Origin of the sequence: Prodigiosinella aquatilis (assembly GCA_030388725.1) — a bacterium.
GTDB classification, from domain to species: Bacteria; Pseudomonadota; Gammaproteobacteria; order Enterobacterales; family Enterobacteriaceae; genus Prodigiosinella; species Prodigiosinella aquatilis.
Window position 1 is genome coordinate 4,264,907 of record CP128857.1, and the last position, 16,972, is coordinate 4,281,878.

Here is a 16,972-nt window from a genome sequence, read left to right on the forward strand (position 1 = left end):
GTGTCCTGTTTCGTTGGCCGTGGAGGGTTAGATATATCGACTGTTACATCGATAGTCACCCCGGCATCACACCGGGGCAACCGCAGACAGGAGATTTTCTCCTGTTCAAAAATTACTGTTTGCCGCGTTCTTCCAGCATCACTACTGCTGGCAGTTTTTTACCTTCAACGAACTCCAGGAAGGCACCACCACCAGTAGAAATATAGGAAATTTTGTCCGCAATGCCGAACAAATCAATGGCAGCCAGCGTATCGCCGCCGCCAGCGATGGAAAATGCATCACTGTCAGCGATAGCACGGGCGACCACTTCAGTTCCTTTGCGGAAGTTAGGGAATTCAAAAACACCAACCGGACCATTCCACAGAATAGTTTTGGCGTTTTTCAGAATTTCAGCCAGGCGCTCAGCCGAAACGTCTCCCAGATCCAGAATCTGCTCATCGTCTTTAATGGCCGCGACTGACTTCAAAGTAGCGGTAGCAGTTTCAGAAAACTCAGTGGCTACGCGTACATCACTCGGTACCGGAATATCGCAGGTTTCCAGCAATTTCTTCGCTTCAGGAATCAGATCCGCTTCGTACAGGGATTTACCTACGTTATGACCCTGAGCAGCAATGAAGGTGTTGGCAATACCGCCACCAACAATCAGCTGATCAGCGATTTTTGACAAGGCCCCCAGTACGGTCAGTTTGGTAGATACCTTGGAACCGCCAACGATAGCCACCATCGGGCGAGCCGGGTTACCTAATGCTTTACCCAGTGCTTCCAGTTCGTTGGACAGTAACGGGCCAGCACAAGCGATTGGCGCAAACCTGCCAACGCCGTGAGTAGATGCCTGAGCACGATGTGCAGTGCCAAATGCGTCCATAACAAATACGTCGCACAGTGCGGCATATTTTTTGGACAACACTTCATCGTCTTTCTTTTCACCTTTGTTAAAACGGACGTTTTCCAGCACAACCAACTCGCCTTCAGCGACATCGACGCCGTCCAGGTACTCTTTTGCCAGACGTACCGGGAAGGACAGATTATCCTTCAGGTAGTTAACTACGGGCAGCAGGGAAAACTCTTCGGTGTATTCGCCTTCAGTGGGACGTCCCAGGTGAGAGGTTACCATTACGCGCGCACCCTGTTTCAGGGCAATTTCTATGGTCGGCAGAGAAGCGCGGATACGCGCATCAGACGTCACTTTGCCATCTTTTACCGGCACATTCAGATCCGAACGGATAAATACACGCTTACCGGCCAGATCCAGATCGGTCATCTTAATTACAGCCATGGTGAATCCTCTTGTTGATTCTCTCTAAAGTTGCTTGAGCGAGATACCAGATTTCCCGATATCACGTACTAGAAACCGCAGGTTGCCATCGCCCGTGTTGTATCCAACATCCGGTTGGCAAAACCCCATTCGTTATCGCACCAGACCAGTGTTTTAATCAGATGCTGCCCACTAACCCGGGTCTGTGTACCGTCAACAATTGCGCTGTGCGGATCGTGGTTAAAATCAGCAGAAACCAGCGGCAATTCTGTATAGTCAACTATACCACGAAATGTACTACACGCTGATTTTTGCAAAATAGCATTGATTTCATTAACATTTACTACACGTTTCACGCTAACACTTAAATCGATCGCGGTAACGTTGATCGTCGGCACTCGCACTGAAATCGCTTCAAAGCGATCCATAAATTTCGGAAAAAAACGCGTAATTCCTATCGCCAGTTTAGTATCCACCGGGATGATTGACTGACTGGCGGCCCGTGTACGACGCAAATCACGATGATAAGCATCAATCACTGGCTGGTCATTCATCGAAGAGTGGATCGTTGTCACAGTACCACTTTCAATACCGAAAGCATCATCCAGCAGCTTGATTATGGGGATGATGCAGTTAGTGGTACAGGACGCATTGGAAACCAGACGGTGTTCTGCCTTTAGTTCCTGATGATTGACGCCAAACACGATCGTCGCATCCAAATCCGCAGCGCCCGGATGTGAAAACAGGACTTTCCTGGCGCCGGCGGCCAGATGGGCTTCGCCGTCCGCCCGACTACCATACACACCGCTGCAATCCAAAACGATGTCTACCCCTAATTCTTTCCAGGGCAAGTCCTGAATATCGGGCTGATGCAGTAATCGGATAGTATCGTCCCCGACATACAACTGATCACACTCCTGACGGACATCCCACGCAAAACGACCATGACTGGTATCATATTTGAGTAAATGGGCGATCCCCGCCGCATCTGCCAGTTCATTTATCGCCACTACGGTGATTTCGGCCCGACGTCCTGATTCATACAACGCCCGTAATACACTACGGCCAACCCGGCCAAAACCGTTTATCGCAATACGGATTGTCATGGAATTCCCTGAGTAATGATAAACCTGCCATTCTTATAGAATAATCAGTACGCCATCAGGAATAAACCGTTGATTACGTTATGCGTCGATCTCCACTGACCGTCATTTGATCCTGGGGATCAATCCTCACTGTGATGGCCGTAAAATCGATAACTGAAACGCTTCAGCTAGCATAAACGAATTAATAGGCAAAGGGAATATTCCCAACCTAACTGTTCCAGAAGAGTGACACATGTCAAAAAATAATCGCACACTTTGCCACAGAGAGCTGCAAACTGAAAAATAATGCGATCAGACAGAATAAAAAAAGACCGGAGCACTCCGGTCTCAGATAACAGATAAACAGACGGCAAACACTCACCTGTCATGCCCGCACAAGCAAGCATGACAGGAACAACACATCGGAATTACTTCAACAGCGCCTTCGCTTTGGCAACCACGTTCTCAGTGGTGAAACCAAACTCTTCAAACAGCAGTTCGGCCGGGGCTGATTCACCGAAGCTCGTCATTCCCACTATCGCGCCGTTCAGACCCACATACTTGTACCAGTAATCCGCAATCCCCGCTTCAATCGCCACTCGCGCCGACACCCCTTTCGGCAGCACCGCTTCACGGTAGGCCGCATCCTGCTTGTCAAACGCATCCGTAGAGGGCATCGATACCACGCGGGCCTTGATGCCCTCTTCCGTCAGTTTCTTATACGCACAGACCGCCAGGTCAACTTCTGAACCGGTGGCTATCAGGATGACGTCCGGCTGACCATTACTGTCTTTCAGCACGTAAGCCCCTTTCGCCACATCGGCCAACTGCTGTGCCGAACGTTCCTGCTGAACAAGATTCTGACGAGACAGAATCAAGGCTGTCGGGCCATCTTTACGTTCAATGGCATATTTCCAGGCTACCGCAGTTTCTACCTGGTCTGCCGGCCGCCAGGTACTCATGTTCGGCGTCACCCGCAAACTGGCCAGTTGCTCTACCGGCTGATGCGTCGGTCCATCTTCACCCAGACCAATCGAATCATGGGTATACACATAGATGCTGCGTATTTTCATCAGCGCCGCCATACGCACCGCATTGCGGGCGTATTCCACAAACATCAGGAACGTCGCGGTATACGGCACAAAACCACCGTGCAGCGAGATGCCGTTAGCAATCGCGGTCATACCAAATTCGCGCACGCCATAGTGGATGTAGTTACCGGCTGCATCTTCATTCAACGCTTTCGAACCAGACCAGATGGTCAGGTTGCTCGGGGCCAAATCGGCAGAGCCCCCCAGGAATTCCGGCAACAGTTTTCCATACGCTTCCAGTGCATTCTGTGAGGCTTTACGGCTGGCAATCTTGGCAGGATTCGCCTGCCACTGTTCAACCACTTTCGCTGATTCTGCCTGCCAGTTCGCCGGCAGTTCACCGTTCATTCGGCGGGTAAATTCGGCTGCCAGATCAGGATAAGCACGGGCATAAGCGTCAAACGCCTTATTCCAGGCAGACTCTTTACACTGACCCGCTTCACGCGCATCCCATTCGGCATACATTTCTGCCGGAATTTCAAACGGTCCGTATTTCCAGCCCAGTTGTTCGCGGGTCGCGGCCACTTCAGCATCGCCCAGCGGCGCACCGTGTGAATCATGAGTACCGGCCTTGTTTGGCGAACCGAAACCAATCACGGTTTTGCACATCAACAGCGACGGTTTATCAGAAACCTGTTGTGCTTCAACAATAGCGCGCTTGATAGCCTCTGCATCGTGACCATCGATACCACGGATCACGTGCCAGTCGTAGGATTCAAAACGGGCTGCCGTATCGTCGGTGAACCAGCCATCAACGTGACCGTCAATAGAAATACCGTTGTCATCATAGAATGCCACCAGCTTACCCAGCTTCAGCGTACCCGCCAGCGAGCAGACTTCGTGGGAGATCCCTTCCATCATGCAGCCATCACCCATGAAGACATAGGTGTGGTGATCGACAATCTCATGGCCAGGACGGTTGAACTGCGCCGCCATGGTGCGCTCGGCGATCGCCATCCCTACGGCGTTGGCAATCCCCTGCCCCAACGGACCGGTGGTAGTTTCCACGCCTACCGTGTGGCCCACTTCCGGGTGACCCGGTGTTTTGGAGTGAAGCTGACGGAAATTTTTCAACTCTTCAATCGGCAGGTCATAGCCAGTAAGGTGCAACAGGCTATAAATCAGCATGGAAGCATGACCGTTAGACAGCACAAAGCGGTCGCGGTTAGCCCAATGCGGATTGGAAGGGTTGTGGCTCAGGTAATCACGCCACAGGACTTCGGCGATATCCGCCATGCCCATTGGGGCACCAGGATGACCGGATTTGGCCTTTTGCACGCCATCCATGCTCAGTGCACGGATAGCATTGGCAAGTTCTTTACGAGAGGACATGCTTTACTCCAGATCGGATTGAACGAATGTCTTGCCAGACATACGATAGATTAATCAACGTGTTAGCCAGGAAAGACAAAGAAAAGATAGCTACAAATGTACATGAAAACATAATTGATTGCACATGGAACAGTGAGCAGAAAAGCAGGATTCGCCTGCTGACATTTCAGTTTTGTGGCAAGTGACATCTTTCAACACCGGGCAGGCGTCACTTATCCTTAGTCCCTTACGCATTAATAACTGAAATATGATCAAGATGGATACAGTACCTGGACTCTTTCGATACAAAACATCGGAGAATAAATAGTCGGGAACCAATAACCTTTTGGAGCATCCAAAAAAAAGGATGCCAATGGCATCCAGGGCATCCTTTTTTATCTGTCCGAAAATTTACTCATCTTCCAGATACGTATAGCCGTACAGTCCGGATTCAAACTCGGCAAGGAACTGCGCCTGAAGATCCGGGTCCAGATCGGTTTCCTTCACCTGATCACGGAAGCGAGACATCAGCACTTTCGGATCGAGCTGCACATACTCCAGCATATCCGCCACGGTATTGCCTTCATCAGACTCATCCACTTCAACCGTACCATCCGGAAATACATACACGTCAACGGTTGAAGTATCACCGAACAAGTTGTGCATATTGCCCAAAATTTCCTGATAAGCACCGACCATAAAGAAGCCCAGAAGCGGTGGGTTTTCCGGATCATAAGGTGGCATCGGCATGGTGGTTGCGATCCCATCACCGTCCACATAATGATCAATAGTACCGTCAGAATCACAGGTGATATCCAACAGGACCGCACGACGCTGTGGTGGCTTGTCCAACCCTTCCAATGGCATGACAGGGAACAACTGGTCGATCCCCCAGGCATCAGGCATAGACTGGAACAGCGAAAAGTTCACATACAGCTTATCGGCCATGCGCTCTTGCAGTTCATCAATAACCGGACGGTGTGCACGGTTACTTGGATCCAACCGTTGCTGGATCTGCTGGCAGATACCGAGATAAAGCTGTTCTGCCTTGGCACGCTGCGTCAGATCCAACATGCCATGCGTGTATTGTGTGTGCACGTCATGCAAATCCATCTGGCTGTCGTGCAGCCATTCACGCAGGGAGCGCCGATTACCTGGCTGGGTAATTTCTTTCCAGGTTGACCACAGACTTTCCAGCGCACGTGGTGCATCTTCATCTGGAGCTTCCGGCTCACTGAATTCGTTGCGTTCAACACCGATGATGTTGGAAACCAAGACGGTATGGTGTGCAGTTACCGCTCGTCCGGATTCGGTAATCACCATCGGATGTGGCAAACCATATTCGTTACAGGCATCGCCGATACCCCAGATGACATTGTTGGCATATTCATTCAAGCCATAATTCACCGAACAATCAGACTGGGAACGAGTACCTTCATAGTCCACCCCCAGACCACCACCAACATCAAAACACTGGATATTCACACCCAGTTTATGCAATTCAACATAAAAACGCGCTGACTCACGGACACCAGTGGCAATATCACGAATGTTGGACAACTGAGAACCAAGATGGAAATGCAACAGTTGTAGGCTATCCAGGCGGTTCGCTTCCCGGAGCATTTCAACCAGTTGCAATACCTGCATCGCCGCCAGGCCGAACTTGGATTTCTCGCCACCGCTGGACTGCCATTTGCCAGAGCCCTGGGAAGCCAGACGGGCACGCACACCAAGACGTGGCACGACATTCAGGCGCTCGGCTTCTTCCAGCACCAGCTTGATTTCCGACATCTTTTCGATAACCAGGTAGATCTTATGACCCAGTTTTTCACCGATCAGCGCCAAACGAATATATTCGCGATCTTTGTAACCATTACAGACGATAACGGTGCGGGTCATACCGGCATGGCCCAATACAGCCATTAATTCCGCTTTGGAACCCGCCTCCAGTCCCAGTGGCTCGCCAGAATTCACCAGTGACTCGATCACTCGGCGATGCTGATTAACCTTGATGGGATACACCAGAAAATAGCCACCTTCGTAACCAAAAGATTCACGAGCGCGTTTAAACGCTGCGTTAATCGAACGCAGCCGGTGCTGTAAAATCTGTGGAAAACAGAACAAGGCTGGCAGACGCTGGTTATCTTTTTGTCGTTCCTTGACCAATTCGGCCAAATCAACGCGAGCTTCAGGAACATCAGGATCCGGGCAAACACTGATATGCCCCAGCTCATTAACGTCGTAGTAATTATTACCCCACCAGGCAATATTATAGGTACGGAGCATTTCGCTGGCATCGCGATCGTTCATGGCCACCTCCTGCATAGAGCGTAAAGTTTCATGTTTACCCGTCGTCGATAAGTGCGGATGAATCATATCGTCAGACATGGCACCCACCTTCGTTTACTTTTTTATCAACCATCGCCTCTGTGCCCGCAAAAATAAGTGGCAATACATCCACTGCATACTGCGTTAACAGTGGGAAACCTGACAGGCTGTAGTATGCCGTCGTTTTATGACCTTTATGAGTGTAAAACACGATGTCGAACTCCGAGATACGGATCGGTGAAAACCAAAGGAAAACTATCACCAGAAGAACGTTTATCGTTCATCTGCTCGGGGAAAATGCAGGTTAGCCCGCTCGGGAGTCCTGCGTCGCGCTTCGGGAAAGGCAACTTCGGGAAAATAACAGAAAGGGTTGAGTCAGTGACGCCATGGCGTCAAAAGGAAAGCGCTGCGAACGCAACTCACTCAGCAAACAACGGATCATTAATCCTATCACCTCCACGCGCGCCGCACAGGTATGCGGTCAGGCCATCACGGAAATCGTTAAAAGTATCATACCACGGACAACAAACCGCACGCGCGTTTATACCGATCTGATACCGGAAAAGCAAAATGAAAATGGTAAATATCTTCTTCTTTTCCCCGTAAAAACGTCGATGACGTAATCCAATGGTCTGGTCGTACCAAAAAATTGCTGGTAATGGGGCCAAAAGCTGGCCTAGAATAGCCATCCAGATGTTAATCCATCTATACTGATTAACCGATAAATTGCTTAACGGCTTTGCTTGAAAGGTAAAGAATTCATGGCTAAACACCTTTTTACGTCCGAGTCTGTCTCTGAAGGGCATCCTGATAAAATCGCCGACCAGATTTCTGACGCCGTCCTTGACGCTATTTTGGAGCAGGATCCGAAAGCGCGCGTTGCCTGTGAGACTTACGTAAAAACCGGTATGGTACTAGTCGGGGGTGAAATCACGACCAGCGCCTGGGTCGATATCGAAGAGATCACCCGTCGGACAATACGCGAAATCGGCTACGTTAATTCTGAAATGGGCTTTGATGCCAATTCTTGCGCGGTGTTGAGCGCCATTGGCAAACAGTCTCCGGATATTAATCAGGGTGTTGACCGCAGTAATCCACTGGAACAAGGTGCGGGTGATCAGGGGCTGATGTTCGGTTATGCCACCAATGAAACCGACGTACTCATGCCCGCCCCAATTACCTATGCTCACCGTCTGGTTCAACGTCAGTCTGAAGTACGTAAAAACGGCACACTGCCGTGGTTACGTCCGGATGCAAAAAGCCAGGTAACCTTCCTGTATGACGACGGAAAAATCGCCGGTATTGATGCAGTGGTACTTTCCACCCAACACTCTGAAGATATCCACCAAAGAGACCTGCATGAAGCAGTGATGGAAGAGATCATCAAACCCGTTCTGCCAGCCGAATGGCTGTCCGCCGATACCAAATATTTCATTAACCCGACGGGGCGTTTCGTGATTGGTGGTCCAATGGGTGACTGTGGTCTGACAGGCCGTAAGATCATCGTGGATACTTACGGTGGCGCGGCTCGCCACGGTGGTGGCGCGTTCTCTGGTAAAGATCCGTCAAAGGTTGACCGTTCAGCAGCCTATGCGGCCCGTTATGTGGCGAAGAATATCGTTGCAGCCGGTCTGGCTGATCGTTGCGAAATCCAGATTTCCTATGCTATCGGCATAGCCGAACCGACCTCTATCATGATTGAAACCTTTGGTACTGAGAAAATCTCGGCCGACCGCCTGGCTCAATTGGTACGTCAGTTCTTCGATCTGCGTCCATATGGTCTGATTCAGATGCTGGATCTGCTGCACCCGATCTATCAGGAAACAGCAGCCTACGGCCACTTCGGCCGCGAGCACTTCCCGTGGGAAAAAACCGATCTGGCAGAAAAACTGCGCTATTCCGCTGGGCTGTAATAAAAACCTTGCGATTGCCATGATTTTCAAACGGCGAATAACCTTCGCCGTTTTTTATTTCCCCCTTATTTCAGGGCGGCATACACTTGAGCATTGTCATTGCCAACGTTAAGCTACCCGCATGCACACACCACGCATTCCCATTGCCTTACAGCAAGCGGTAATCCGCTGTCTGCGAGAGAAACTGCGGCACGCCAACGCCGTACTTGATAGTCACTATCCTGAACCAACCGTCAATTATTACCAGCGGGGGTTAACCGCAGGTAGCGCCTGGCTGAAAACCTGGGAAATCCGCTTAAACCCAATCCTGCTCAAGGAGAACCAACAAACCTTTATTGACGAGGTAATACCGCACGAACTAGCGCATTTACTGGTGTTTTCCCGTTTTGGCAGAACATCGCCACACGGTAAAGAGTGGCGCTGGATGATGGAAGAGGTGCTAAACGTCCCGGCCCGACGCACCCATCGCTTTGAAATCACCTCCGTACAAGGGAAAACCTTCCCTTATCAGTGTGCCTGCCGTCAACACGATTTAACGCTGCGCCGCCATAATCGGGTCGTACGAGGAGAGACGGAATACCGCTGTCGCTATTGTGGCGAAACATTACGTCCTCTCGTAACAAATCCTTTTTAAAATAAAAATTACGGGTTTTAATGCTATTTTTTTAGCATTTGCTTGCATGGAACACTTCCGGTACGCTGCCAACTTTCCCGTCTGAAGGTTATGTTGGAACATGCTTCGCAAAATTTTTTTATCGCATTGTTAGGTTTAAGTTTGATCTCCACCGCCACCCTAAGCCGGGGAATCAATAGCTTTACTCAGGCAAAAGCTGCCGCAGTGAAAATAAATCAGGATGCGCCCGGCACCTTTTATTGTGGTTGTAAAATTACCTGGCAGGGTAAAAAAGGTATTCCAGATTTGGCATCCTGCGGTTATCAGGTCCGAAAAAATGCCAATCGCGCCAACCGCATTGAATGGGAACACGTCGTCCCCGCCTGGCAGTTTGGCCATCTACGCCAATGCTGGCAAAATGGCGGTCGCAAAAATTGCAATAAAGACCCAGTCTACCGACAGATAGAAACCGATTTGCACAACCTGCAACCGGCGATTGGTGAAGTGAATGGCGACCGCGGTAACTTTATGTACGGTCAGTGGAACGGCGGGGGAAAACAGTATGGCCAGTGCGAAATGAAGGCGGATTTTAAAAATCATCTGGCCGAACCACCAGAACGTGCACGTGGAGCGATTGCCCGTACCTATTTCTATATGCGCGATCGCTATAATCTGAATCTGTCCCGCCAGCAAACCCAGTTGTTTGAAGCCTGGAACACGCTTCATCCGGTAACCGGGTGGGAATGTACCCGTGATAAACGCATCGCGCAGGTGCAAGGGAATCATAACCCATACGTGCAACAAGCTTGCCAGTAATAGCCCGTCTACCTACTATAGCTATCAGTCCTCTGAACCACCGTTACTCTGGCGGTGGTTTGTTGCGTATGGGGCGGCTGCCCATTCAGATAAATAACGATATTAAGGCCAGATATCAATGCGAATACCGCGCATTTTTCACCCGGAGACACTCTCACCAACCGGGGGTGAAACTGAACTGAGCGACGATGCTGCCAACCATATTGGCCGCGTTCTGCGCATGCAGCCTGGTCAGTCACTACAACTGCTGGATGGCAGCAATTTTATTTTCGATGCTGAGATTGTGCTGGCAGGTAAAAAAAATGTGCGTGTGCGCTATACCGAAGGTCGGCTGGAGGACTGTGAATCACCACTGTACCTGCATTTAGGTCAGGTGATGTCCCGGGGTGAGAAAATGGAGTTCACTATCCAGAAATCCATTGAGCTGGGCGTCAATGTTATTACCCCACTATTTTCCGAACGCTGTGGTGTCAAACTGGATAGCGACCGCCTGGATAAAAAGATCGCCCAGTGGAAAAAAATTATTATTGCTGCCTGCGAGCAGTGCGGTCGAAACCGCATTCCGGAAATTCGCCCTGCCATGCCACTGGAAAGCTGGTGCGCGGAACAGGACAATACGTTAAAACTGAATCTTCATCCGCGCGCAACGCAAAGTATTAATACACTACCACTGCCCGTGAAACGTGTTCGGTTGTTGATTGGTCCGGAAGGTGGGCTCTCTTCCGATGAAATTGCGATGACCGCAGAATATGGATTTACCGATATCCTACTGGGGCCACGCATTCTGCGTACAGAAACTACAGCTCTCACCGCAATCACAGCCTTACAGGTACGATTCGGCGATCTGGGGTAAAGGAGAAAATAATGATCAAACTCGGAATCGTGATGGATCCGATTGCAGCCATCAATATCAAGAAAGACACCAGCTTTGCCATGCTGCTGGAAGCGCAGCGCCGTGGCTGGGAACTGCATTATATGGAGATGGGCGATCTCTATCTGCACGTCGGCGAAGCACGGGCAACCACCCGAATTCTGAGCGTCCAGTACGACTATAATGGTTGGTATGATTTCGGTGCCACGCAGGATATCGCCCTGCATGAACTGGATGTGGTATTAATGCGTAAAGACCCACCGTTTGATACCGAATTTATCTACGCTACCTATATTCTTGAACGTGCGGAAGAGAAAGGCACGCTGATTGTCAACAAACCCAAGAGCCTGCGTGATTGTAATGAAAAGCTGTTCACCGCCTGGTTCCCGGAACTGACACCGGATACACTGGTAACCCGTAGTGCAGACAAGTTGCGCCAATTTCATCAACATCACAGCGATATCATTCTTAAACCGCTAGACGGGATGGGTGGAACATCTATTTTTCGTTTAAAACCAGACGATGCTAACATTTCGGTCATCATTGAAACCCTGACTGAATATGGTAGCCGTTATTGTATGGCTCAAACCTACCTACCTGCCATTAAAGATGGCGACAAGCGTGTGCTGGTCGTGGATGGCGAGCCAGTGCCTTACTGCCTGGCCCGTATTCCGAAAAGTGGTGAAACTCGTGGCAATCTGGCTGCCGGTGGCCGTGGTGAAGCACGTCCGCTGAGCGAAAGCGATTGGCAGATAGCACGAAAGGTCGCCCCGGTACTGAAACAGAAAGGATTGATATTTGTCGGTCTGGATATCATTGGCGATCGTCTGACTGAAATTAACGTTACCAGCCCGACGTGTGCCCGTGAGATTGAAACAGCCTATCCAGATGTCTCCATTACTGGCATGCTGATGGATGCCATTGCGCGCCGGCTAAGCCAACGTCATGGCTGATCCGGTTCTCAGTCGATGATGCATAACCGCTCGGTTCGCCCGTTTTTGTGCTGGCGAACCCACATCAACCCTGACAAAAAACGATAAGTACATACGATGAATTTACAGCATCATTTTCTTATTGCCATGCCTGCGCTGCAAGACCCGACGTTTAAGCGTTCGGTGGTTTATATTTGCGAGCACAATGAAGATGGAGCCATGGGGTTAATCATTAATAAACCTATGGAACAATTTACAGTGGAAAGCGTGCTGAAAAAGCTGAGCATTGAACCGACGCCACGTGATCCGTCCATTCGTCTGGACAAACCCGTGTTCTCTGGCGGGCCACTGGCTGACGATCGCGGTTTTATCCTCCATACACCACGTCCTGGCTTCTCTTCCAGTATTGGCATTTCCGAAGACACAATGATCACGACGTCAAAAGATGTGCTGGAAACCCTGGGGACACCCGTTCAGCCAGAAGAAACACTGGTTGCCCTCGGATATACCGCATGGGAAGGCGGGCAGTTGGAAAACGAATTACTGGATAATGCCTGGCTGACCACGCCGGCGGATAAAGAAATTCTGTTCCATACACCAATAGCAGAACGCTGGCGAGCAGCAGCCAAAAAAATTGGGGTGGATATTCATAATATCGTAGCTGAAGCAGGGCATTCCTGATGGTCAACCGCACTATCATGGCGTTTGATTTTGGCACTCGCAGCATTGGTGTTGCTATTGGTCAGGATATTACCCGTACAGCCCGCCCTCTTACCGCCTTCAAGGCACAGGATGGCACGCCTGACTGGCAGCAAGTGAAAAAGCTTCTGCAAGAATGGCAACCTGATCTGCTGGTAGTGGGTTTGCCATTGAATATGGATGGCACCGAGCAACCACTAACCGCCAGGGCACGCAAATTTGCTCAACGCCTGCATGGCCGCTTTGGCGTGCAAATCGCCTTACAAGATGAACGTTTGAGTACGGTAGAAGCCCGATCCAGCCTATTTGAACAAGGTGGATTCCGAGCGCTGGATAAAGGCAGTGTAGATGCGGCTTCCGCTGTCATCATTCTCGAAAGCTGGTTTGGACAGCAAGTGTAACAAGCACCGGGACGCCAGGATCACTACCCTACACCCTATTTTTTCGCCCAGGCCGGATGCCTCTCTGCATGCCTGATGACAGAAACCACTTGTCCACCCACAGGCAAGGTGATTTCTGCCAGCCAGCCAATAGTGAATACCGCTGTTATTCAAACAAATTGTGATGCAGCGTTTGTACCACCTGCTCCGCATCCCCGGTAGGCACCAGGAAGCATAGATTATGTGTACTGGCGCCATAGCAAATCAGCCGGATATTAAATGGTTCCAACACACCGAACACCTCTTTGCCCACACCACAGGCTTGTGAAAGCTTGTTACCGATCAGTGCCACCAATGACAGATTCTCTTCCACTTCAACCCGACACAGTGAAGACAGTTCAGTCAGTAACGCACTGGACAGCAAACTATCACCGGTTGACGTTGAACCAGTGGTATCTAGTGTCAGAGCGACATTGACTTCCGAGGTAGTGATCAGATCCACGGAGATGCTGTGACGGGCTAGAATACTGAATACTTCTGCCAAAAAGCCGTGTGCGTGTAGCATATTCAAACTGTGCAATGTCAGCAGAGTTTGTTTACGGCGCAAGGCCAGTGCGCGAAATAATGGTGGCGCGTCGGTTCGATTACAGACCAGCGTACCCCCGGCGACCGGCTCCTTACTGGAACCGACAAAAACCGGAATGTCACTGCGTACCGCCGGCAACAGAGTAGCAGGATGCAGCACTTTGGCACCGAAGGTTGCCATTTCCGCTGCTTCCTCAAAAGTAATTTTATCAATACGACGCGCTGCCGGAACTACCCGTGGGTCGGTGGTATAAATACCGGGAACATCGGTCCAGATATCGATACGGTTGGCATTCAGTGCTTCACCCAGCAGCGCAGCTGTATAGTCACTGCCACCACGGCCTAGTGTCGTGGTACGTCCTTTGGCTTCACTGCCAATAAAGCCTTGAGTAATGATCAACCCATTTGACAGACGCGGCATCAACTGACTACGGGTCAACGTCATCAGTGCCGTGCAATCAGGTTCGGCACGACCAAAATGATCGTCAGTACGCATGATTTTACGCACATCAAACCATTCAGAAACCACATTACGTTCACGCAGAACTTCGACGAACAGTAAGGTAGACATCAACTCGCCATGGCTGACCAATTCATCCGTCAGCGCATTGGATGTAGCCAATGCCGCAGCTTCAGACAGTCTGGTGATATTATCCAGCATGCGATCGACTTCTTCACGAATCACTGCCGGATTATTCAGTCGGTCAATAATGGCATACTGTATTTGACGAATCTTCTCGATATAAGACTCGCGCTCTTCCTGGGATTGACCTTCCGCCAGCGCCACGAGCAGATTGGTGATGCCAGCTGACGCCGACAAGACCACCACTCTCACCTGTGGGTTGGAAATCACGATATCCGCACTGCGATTCATGGCATTAAAATCGGCGACGCTGGTACCACCAAATTTGGCAATAACAAGAGAACTATCAATTATTGAGGGCATTCAAAAAACCTCGTGTCAGGGGCGTTATGGTCATCATTGACAATAACAGTTCATAAATCAGCCTTGGCACAGGGAAAGAGCGATAAACAGGGAGCAGACGTAGAGGAAAAAGCTACGATACACCCAGAAGCGCTCCACCTTGCTAAACGCTCTGCCCTTGCAGAACGATGCTGGTGACAACCCAGAGGATTCAGCCCCTGCGGTCGGCAAAATACAGCCGCACTGTATTTCGTCTCGGCATCGCTCCCCCTTAAGTATCTTCAGCGGATTACGGCTCCTCCGATACCTTACCTGGGCGATGCTCCTCTTCTGGCTTGCACAACAATGCACAAGTAGGCTTTTAGAAATAACGGGTAATACGGCCACTGTCAATCAACAATGAGTGAGGGAATTTCATTTAGCAAGAAAAGGGATCTAAAGTGCGGCTTTACGGGATACAATCGAGAAATTATTATCGATTCATTCTCAGAGATAAGAGCGTTGTTATGAAAAATATCAATCCCACTCAAACCGCCGCCTGGCAAGCATTACAGCAGCATTTCACCGTGATGAAGGATGTCAAGATCAGTGATCTTTTTGCCCAGGATGATACCCGCTTCTCCCGCTTTTCCGCTACATTTGACGACCTGATGTTGGTGGATTACGCCAAAAATCGCATTACGGAAGAAACGCTGGAAAAACTTCAGGCCCTGGCACGTGAAACTGATCTGGCTGGCGCCATTAACTCCATGTTTTCCGGTGAAAAGATTAACCGAACTGAAGACCGTGCTGTACTGCATGTCGCATTGCGCAACCGTAGCAACACGCCGATTGTGGTGGATGGTAAAGATGTGATGCCGGAGGTAAATGCTGTACTGCAAAAAATGAAGTTGTTCAGCGAGCGAGTAATTGGCGGTGACTGGAAAGGCTACACCGGCAAGACCATTACCGACGTGGTGAATATTGGTATCGGCGGATCCGATCTCGGGCCTTACATGGTGACAGAAGCGCTGAGGCCCTATAAAAATCACCTGAATATGCATTTTGTTTCCAACGTGGACGGAACACATATTGCCGAGGCGCTGAAGCCACTAAACCCGGAAACAACGCTGTTCCTGGTCGCATCTAAAACCTTCACCACGCAGGAAACCATGACCAACGCCCATAGCGCCCGTGACTGGTTCCTGAAAACAGCATCAGATGAAAAACATGTGGCGAAGCATTTTGTGGCACTGTCCACCAACGCCAAAGCAGTAGGTGAGTTCGGTATTGATACCGACAATATGTTCGAATTCTGGGACTGGGTAGGTGGCCGCTACTCTCTGTGGTCGGCGATTGGTTTATCCATCGTACTGTCATTGGGTTTTGACAATTTCGAAAAATTGCTCAGTGGCGCCCATGCCATGGATAAGCATTTTTCCACCACGCCCGCAGAGAAAAACCTGCCGGTACTGCTAGCGCTGATCGGCATCTGGTACAACAATTTTTTTGGTGCGGAAACTGAAGCAATTCTACCGTACGATCAGTACATGCATCGCTTTGCTGCCTACTTCCAGCAGGGCAACATGGAATCCAACGGTAAATATGTTGACCGCAATGGCAACCCGGTAACTTACCAGACTGGCCCAATAATTTGGGGCGAGCCCGGCACCAACGGTCAGCATGCGTTCTATCAGCTGATTCATCAAGGCACTAAACTGGTTCCCTGTGACTTTATCGCGCCAGCCATCAGCCACAATCCGTTAAGTGATCACCACAACAAACTGTTGTCGAACTTCTTTGCCCAAACCGAGGCACTAGCGTTTGGTAAATCCCGTGACGTGGTGGAAGCAGAATTCGCCGCAGCGGGGAAATCGCCGAAGGAGGTTGAACATGTGGCACCATTCAAAGTGTTTGAAGGAAACCGCCCGACCAACTCCATTCTATTACGGGAAATGACACCGTATAGCCTGGGTGCGCTGATTGCGCTGTATGAACACAAGATCTTCACACAGGGTGTGATCCTGAATATCTTCACTTTCGACCAGTGGGGTGTGGAGTTAGGGAAGCAACTCGCCAATCGCATTTTGCCGGAATTACAGGATGGCAGCAGCGTCGGTAGCCACGACAGCTCCACCAATGGATTGATTAACCGCTTCAAACAGTGGCGTGGAAAATAAATTAGACCA

The 16,972-nt window shown here is 50.1% G+C and carries 14 protein-coding genes and 1 riboswitch; of the genes, 8 read left to right on the forward strand and 6 right to left on the reverse strand.

What is annotated here, in order from left to right; genetic code table 11:
• Positions 1-112 precede the first annotated feature (112 nt).
• The 5 genes from pgk to PCO85_19880 form a co-directional block, all read right to left on the reverse strand.
• Positions 113-1,276, reverse strand: a complete 1,164-nt coding sequence (pgk, locus tag PCO85_19860; protein ID WJV53388.1) for a phosphoglycerate kinase — start codon at positions 1,274-1,276, stop codon at positions 113-115.
• A 68-nt stretch (positions 1,277-1,344) separates the two neighbouring features.
• Positions 1,345-2,361, reverse strand: a complete 1,017-nt coding sequence (gene epd / locus PCO85_19865; GenBank protein ID WJV53389.1) for an erythrose-4-phosphate dehydrogenase — start codon at positions 2,359-2,361, stop codon at positions 1,345-1,347.
• 407 nt (positions 2,362-2,768) lie between these two features.
• On the reverse strand, positions 2,769-4,763 hold the full coding sequence (gene tkt, locus PCO85_19870) for a transketolase (GenBank protein WJV53390.1): 1,995 nt from the start codon (positions 4,761-4,763) through the stop codon (positions 2,769-2,771).
• A 390-nt stretch (positions 4,764-5,153) separates the two neighbouring features.
• Positions 5,154-7,130 (reverse strand): biosynthetic arginine decarboxylase, encoded by a 1,977-nt coding sequence (gene speA, locus PCO85_19875; protein WJV53391.1) that lies wholly within the window; start codon positions 7,128-7,130, stop codon positions 5,154-5,156.
• Between the two features lie 359 nt (positions 7,131-7,489).
• On the reverse strand, positions 7,490-7,759 hold the full coding sequence (locus PCO85_19880) for a hypothetical protein (protein WJV53392.1): 270 nt from the start codon (positions 7,757-7,759) through the stop codon (positions 7,490-7,492).
• Between the two features lie 72 nt (positions 7,760-7,831).
• Between PCO85_19880 and metK the strand changes: the two genes are divergently transcribed.
• From metK to ruvX, 7 genes are all read left to right on the forward strand, one after another.
• The gene (metK, locus tag PCO85_19885; GenBank protein WJV53393.1) at positions 7,832-8,983 is read left to right on the forward strand and encodes a methionine adenosyltransferase; all 1,152 of its coding nucleotides are present in this window, start codon (positions 7,832-7,834) and stop codon (positions 8,981-8,983) included.
• 121 nt (positions 8,984-9,104) lie between these two features.
• The gene (locus PCO85_19890) at positions 9,105-9,617 is read left to right on the forward strand and encodes a SprT family zinc-dependent metalloprotease (GenBank protein ID WJV53394.1); all 513 of its coding nucleotides are present in this window, start codon (positions 9,105-9,107) and stop codon (positions 9,615-9,617) included.
• Positions 9,618-9,707: 90 nt separating this feature from the next.
• The gene (gene endA / locus PCO85_19895) at positions 9,708-10,412 is read left to right on the forward strand and encodes a deoxyribonuclease I (GenBank protein WJV53395.1); all 705 of its coding nucleotides are present in this window, start codon (positions 9,708-9,710) and stop codon (positions 10,410-10,412) included.
• Between the two features lie 118 nt (positions 10,413-10,530).
• The gene (gene rsmE / locus PCO85_19900; protein WJV53396.1) at positions 10,531-11,265 is read left to right on the forward strand and encodes a 16S rRNA (uracil(1498)-N(3))-methyltransferase; all 735 of its coding nucleotides are present in this window, start codon (positions 10,531-10,533) and stop codon (positions 11,263-11,265) included.
• Between the two features lie 11 nt (positions 11,266-11,276).
• Positions 11,277-12,236, forward strand: coding sequence for a glutathione synthase (gene gshB, locus PCO85_19905; GenBank protein WJV53397.1), 960 nt, complete (start codon positions 11,277-11,279; stop codon positions 12,234-12,236).
• Between the two features lie 96 nt (positions 12,237-12,332).
• Positions 12,333-12,896, forward strand: coding sequence for a YqgE/AlgH family protein (locus tag PCO85_19910; GenBank protein WJV53398.1), 564 nt, complete (start codon positions 12,333-12,335; stop codon positions 12,894-12,896).
• Positions 12,896-13,315: a Holliday junction resolvase RuvX gene (ruvX, locus tag PCO85_19915; GenBank protein ID WJV53399.1), complete on the forward strand. Its 420-nt coding sequence runs from the start codon at positions 12,896-12,898 to the stop codon at positions 13,313-13,315. The genes PCO85_19910 and ruvX overlap by 1 nt, the downstream gene beginning before the upstream one ends.
• A gap of 145 nt (positions 13,316-13,460) precedes the next feature.
• On the opposite strand, the gene lysC is transcribed toward ruvX, so the two are convergent.
• A complete protein-coding gene (lysC, locus tag PCO85_19920) occupies positions 13,461-14,825 on the reverse strand; it encodes a lysine-sensitive aspartokinase 3 (GenBank protein ID WJV53400.1) in 1,365 nt (454 codons plus the stop codon).
• Positions 14,826-14,944: 119 nt separating this feature from the next.
• Positions 14,945-15,142: riboswitch (Lysine riboswitch) on the reverse strand.
• A 168-nt stretch (positions 15,143-15,310) separates the two neighbouring features.
• On the opposite strand from lysC, the gene pgi reads away from it, so the two are divergent.
• The gene (pgi, locus tag PCO85_19925; GenBank protein ID WJV53401.1) at positions 15,311-16,963 is read left to right on the forward strand and encodes a glucose-6-phosphate isomerase; all 1,653 of its coding nucleotides are present in this window, start codon (positions 15,311-15,313) and stop codon (positions 16,961-16,963) included.
• Positions 16,964-16,972: the final 9 nt, after the last annotated feature.